This window comes from Rothia sp. 11273D007AR, assembly GCF_053547255.1.
This window is the reverse complement of record NZ_JBPPWJ010000026.1, coordinates 1-3,794: the sequence shown is the minus strand read 5'-3', so window position 1 is coordinate 3,794 and position 3,794 is coordinate 1. Positions and strand designations below refer to the sequence as shown.

Here is a 3,794-nt window from a genome sequence, read left to right as displayed (position 1 = left end):
CTAGCTTGTGGGGTTGGTTGCCTTGTGTTGATTGGGTTGTGGGGGTGTTGGGGACACACTTTTCTGCCTATAACCCTAAATCTGACACAAACATGTCAAGTCGTGATACTCCTGTGATACTCGTTTGCCCTCCGCCTCTATACCTAACTGTGGCACCGACCGTCATATGTGGCAGTGCCACCGCCACATTTGGGAGTCACCGCAACATGTAGCGCTCGTGAACACAGTGTTGGCCGGCCGCTCTCTCCGAGCTAGCGGCCAGTGGTAGCTTTTAACTATGCGTATTAAAGTTCTGGACCACCCCCTGGTCGACCACAAAATTACCGTTCTTCGCGATAAGAACACCCCCTCCCCGATTTTCCGCCAGCTTGTTGACGAGCTCGTCACCCTGCTGGCCTACGAGGCTACCCGCGAGATTCGCGTTGAGCCTCGCGAAGTTGAAACCCCGGTTGCTACCACCGTCGGCTCGCACATTGCCAACCCCCGCCCCCTGATTGTGCCGATCCTGCGCGCCGGTCTGGGCATGCTGGAGGGTATGACTCGCCTGATCCCTACCGCTGAGGTGGGCTTCCTGGGTATGGCCCGCAACGAGGAAACCCTGGATATCGTCACCTATGCTGAGCGTCTCCCCGAGGATCTCACCGGTCGCCAGGTCTACGTGCTTGACCCCATGCTGGCAACCGGTGGCACCCTGATTGAGTCCATCAAGTTCTTGCGCGCTCGCGGTGCTGAGCACATCACCTGTATATGCGTACTGGGTGCCCCTGAGGGTATCGAGGCACTCGAGAAGGGCGTTGATGGTCTTGAGAATGTTGACCTCTTCCTGGCTGCTCAGGATGAGCGCCTCAATGAAAAGGCATACATTGTGCCCGGTCTGGGCGATGCTGGTGACCGCCTGTACGGGGTTGCTGAGTAGGGTTTACCCACTGCTTTAGTTGAGGGGCAGCTCGCCGGATGGCGGGCTGCCCCTTGTGTTGTAAGGGGGCGGACGGCCCCGCGCGGGGTTGGTGCGTGATGGTGGATATATTGCATGGTGAGATTCCCCCGTCAAGGGGTATTGACAAATAGCTTTTGGGTGTTCTAGTTGTCCGGTTTTTTCATTGGGTAAAAATATGCAGAAAACCGGGCTTTAGGGTGCCTTATCTGTACTTTAGGGTGTAAAAATATGCCGTCGAATGTAAGGATTTTCATGTTTGCTGACACCCGCCCAGAGGCTAGACTCAGATAAGTTGAAAAAATACGCGAATATTACTTGCTTTAAATACAAATTCGGACAACGATTAAAAGTAGACAGCAGACCCACCCGCACACACGGTTTTCTGTCTAGTGGAACCACACACGAATGCTCAACTCATACAGGGAGAAGGTAGGCAAAATGTCAGGTGCACCGGGGTATGTTCACATCTCGCAGCGCAACCGTTCTGCCGCTCAGCGCCAGCAGGGCGCAGCCGGTCATGGTCGCGGTATTGCAAAGCAGCAGCCTGCTAATCTTCGCCCTATGACCTATAAGCCTGAGCCTCCGCGCGTAGCTGCGCAGGAGAACGAGGCGCGTGGTTTCGTTATTTATGTTGGCCTTAGCGAAGAAGCTGCGGCTCATCATGGAACCTCTCTAGTACGAATCGTCCAAGACACCCGTGCCTACGTGCAGAACCAGGTGCCGGGCGCCGAATCTTATGCAGCCGTGGCGCTGGCTCCCGCCGATGCGCAGGGTAGCGACCTTGAGGTCGTCCGCAATGCTTTGGGTGATCCCACCGCTGTGCACTACCAGCCTGAGGCGGCTGTGGCGTCCGCCCATCACACAGGTGAGGAATCAAAGCCCACCCACTCAGTGGGCGTGCTGATTGATCTTTCCCGCCGCGAGGTTTACCTGGACGGCGAGCTGCTCAACCTTACCTACAAGGAGTTTGAGCTTCTCAACTACCTGGTCGAAAACGGCCAGCGCACCGTTGCCCGCGAAGAGCTGCTGACCAGCCTGTGGCGCGACGCTGAGGAAATCCCCAACGAGCGCACCATCGATGTTCACATCCGTCGTCTGCGCTCTAAGCTGGGTCGCCTGTCGAACACCGTGCGTACCGTGCGCGGCCAGGGTTACCGCTTCTACGAGCACCCCGAGGTTGTTGTCTGGGCAGCACCGGAGTACTCCATCTAGGCTCACACCGATTAAATGGGAGCGCCGCACTCAGCTATGCAGGCTGGGTGCGGTGCTCTTTGTGTGCGCGGACGCTCCCGCCCCGGCTCCCCGCCACCGGGCGAGCGGGCGGTAGTAGAGTAGAGGGCATGACTGTTCCCTCTCTGAAAACTTCTCTTGTTGGCTCTGGCCCCCTCAAAACTGTCTTTCTGCACGGCCTGTTGGGGCGGGGTAAGAACTTCACTCGTATCGCGAAGGGGCTGGGTGAGGGGGTGCAAACCCTGCTCGTTGACCTACCCAACCACGGGGCGAGCTACTGGACAGAGAGTTTCGACTACCGGCAGATGGCAGATCTGGCGGCTGAAGCCGTTGAAGAATTCGGGGCTGGGGAGCCTGTGGTGCTGATGGGCCACTCGATGGGTGGCAAAATCGCTATGCTGCTGGCCCTGCGCCACCCCCACCTGGTAAGCAAGCTGGTCGTTATCGATATTGCCCCGGGGGAATCTAAGGGTAGCTTTGAGATTCTCATGGATTCTATGCTGAACCTGCCGATCGACACCTACACTACCCGTTCCCAGGCCGAAGCTGACCTGGCAGCCAATGTGCCAGCTGCTGGCACCCGAGCTTTTCTTCTACAGAATCTGACCATGTCAAAGACCGGTAACTCCTGGGAGCCCAACCTGCAGATGCTCCGTCGTCACCTGCCCGAGATTATGGGCTGGCCGGGGGCTGACGGAGTTTTTGAGAAGCCGGTACTGTGGGTCGCAGGTGGGGAGTCCCCCTATATTACAGATGCCGACCTTGAGCCCATGAAACGGCTTTTCCCCCTGGTGCGCCGTGTGGTGATCAAGGGGGCCGGGCACTGGGTGCACTCTGAGAAGCCCGAAGAGACCATTTACCTGCTCAAGCGCTTTATCGGCCTCGACGGTTAGGATGGGTGTATGACCGATTTCGCCCTGCCACGTCACGATGCCCGCACCCTCATTATCATGCGTCATGCTGAAGCTGACTGGGGGCTTGATGACTTCAACCGCCCCTTGACCCGTCATGGGAGTGAACAGGCCCAGCGGGCCGGGGAGTGGCTGAAGGAGAAGGGACTGGTACCCGAGATGCTGGTCAGCTCAGCGGCACTACGTACCAGGCAGACCACTACCTGGGTTTCAGACGCTCTGGGAGAGAAAGCGCCCACCGCTAGTCTGGATGAACGCCTCTACAACGCACCGGCCTCAGCCCTGCTCACAGCTATCAATCGCACCCCCGCCGGGGTGCAGTCCCTGATGCTGATTGCCCACCTACCCGGGGTTCAGGACGCCGCCCTGCAGCTGGCTCGCCCCGATTCAGAGTACGAGGCGCTGATGGATGCCTCCTACGGGTATGCCCCCTCGTCCCTGACCGTTTTTGAGGTAAGCGGCGACTGGGACCAGCTAATTGAGGGCGAGGCCCGCCTCACCCATTTCGCAACCTTTTAGCGGGAGCTGACGGCGGGCGTCCGCACCTGTGGCGCTAGCCGCCAAATGTGGCGGCGGCATCGCCACATTTGGCGGTTAGCAGCACACCTACCAGTGGAGTGCCGCGCAGGAACAGAAAAACCGGGTTATAGGCAGAAAAGTGTGTCCCCAACACCCCCACAACCCAATCAACACAAGGCAACCAACCCCACAAGCTA

4 protein-coding genes are annotated in these 3,794 nt (G+C 58.4%); all 4 read left to right on the top strand.

All coding sequences use genetic code 11. The features are described 5' to 3' along the window. The first annotated feature begins 277 nt into the window (after positions 1 to 277). The 4 genes from upp to ACED88_RS10665 all read left to right on the top strand — a co-directional run bounded on the left by upp (position 278) and on the right by ACED88_RS10665 (position 3,597). Positions 278 to 916: a uracil phosphoribosyltransferase gene (upp, locus tag ACED88_RS10680; protein WP_185174039.1), complete on the top strand. Its 639-nt coding sequence runs from the start codon at positions 278 to 280 to the stop codon at positions 914 to 916. Between the two features lie 459 nt (positions 917 to 1,375). Then, a complete protein-coding gene (locus ACED88_RS10675) occupies positions 1,376 to 2,149 on the top strand; it encodes a winged helix-turn-helix domain-containing protein (RefSeq protein ID WP_237237530.1) in 774 nt (257 codons plus the stop codon). Positions 2,150 to 2,277: 128 nt separating this feature from the next. Further along, complete coding sequence (locus tag ACED88_RS10670; RefSeq protein ID WP_449109577.1) at positions 2,278 to 3,060, top strand: alpha/beta fold hydrolase; 783 nt, start codon at positions 2,278 to 2,280, stop codon at positions 3,058 to 3,060. Between the two features lie 9 nt (positions 3,061 to 3,069). Continuing rightward, positions 3,070 to 3,597, top strand: a complete 528-nt coding sequence (locus ACED88_RS10665; RefSeq protein ID WP_449109576.1) for a SixA phosphatase family protein — start codon at positions 3,070 to 3,072, stop codon at positions 3,595 to 3,597. Positions 3,598 to 3,794 lie beyond the last annotated feature (197 nt).

Excerpts from the sequence above, each read along its gene's own strand:
- upp (WP_185174039.1), top strand. The coding sequence starts at position 278 with ATGCGTATTAAAGTTCTGGACCACCCCCTGGTCGACCACAAAATTACC.
- ACED88_RS10670 (WP_449109577.1), top strand. The coding sequence starts at position 2,278 with ATGACTGTTCCCTCTCTGAAAACTTCTCTTGTTGGCTCTGGCCCCCTC.
- ACED88_RS10665 (WP_449109576.1), top strand. The coding sequence starts at position 3,070 with ATGACCGATTTCGCCCTGCCACGTCACGATGCCCGCACCCTCATTATC.
- ACED88_RS10675 (WP_237237530.1), top strand. The coding sequence starts at position 1,376 with ATGTCAGGTGCACCGGGGTATGTTCACATCTCGCAGCGCAACCGTTCT.